Origin of the sequence: Paenibacillus sp. MZ04-78.2 (assembly GCF_024213375.1) — a bacterium.
Taxonomy (GTDB): domain Bacteria; phylum Bacillota; class Bacilli; order Paenibacillales; family NBRC-103111; genus Paenibacillus_G.
In genome coordinates this window covers 1-618 of sequence record NZ_JANAVJ010000133.1, presented here as the reverse complement: position 1 = coordinate 618, position 618 = coordinate 1, and the positions used below count along the sequence as shown (strand labels likewise).

Genomic DNA, 618 nt, shown 5'->3' with positions numbered 1-618 from the left:
TTACTAGGATTCTGGATAAATACGTCTATTTGTCGCGTCTTGATAACCCAAAAGTTGGTTAATCAACAGGCGTGACAGAGAAGGTTCTTAGAGAGCTAACACGTGGGGTTCTCCGAAAGTACATTACTCAGCAAGAAGGACTGAACACTGTGCGGGGGAGAATTGATACGGCCACACAAATGAGGCGAGCACATCTTAAGTCGACTGCAGTGAGTTGTATCTACGATGAATTCCATATCGACCATGCACTGAATAGAATTCTAAAAGCTGCCCTTAGAAAGATTATGATGCAATCGAATCAACTGAATACTCGTAAGCGGGCTGGTCACGCGATGATGTATCTAGATGAAGTGACGGACTCCATTGATGAGAGATTGTTGCGTTCGGTTATTAATTTTGATCGTGGCAATCGCAGATACGAAGAGTGCTATCGACTTGCCAAGTTCCTATTGTCACAAACTGCTCCAACACCACAAAAAGGTAATAAAACGGCAAGTTCAATTTTGTTTAAGATGAATGACCTGTTTGAAAGTTATATAGCCACGCCTGTTGATTAACCAACTTTTGGGTTATCAAGACGCGACAAATAGACGTATTTATCCAGAATCCTAGTAACAG

1 protein-coding gene is annotated in these 618 nt (G+C 41.7%); it reads left to right on the top strand.

Annotated features, from left to right (window positions below; all coding sequences use genetic code 11):
• Positions 1-71 precede the first annotated feature (71 nt).
• Complete coding sequence (locus NLX71_RS26360; RefSeq protein ID WP_254366771.1) at positions 72-557, top strand: McrC family protein; 486 nt, start codon at positions 72-74, stop codon at positions 555-557.
• The last annotated feature ends 61 nt before the right edge of the window (positions 558-618 follow it).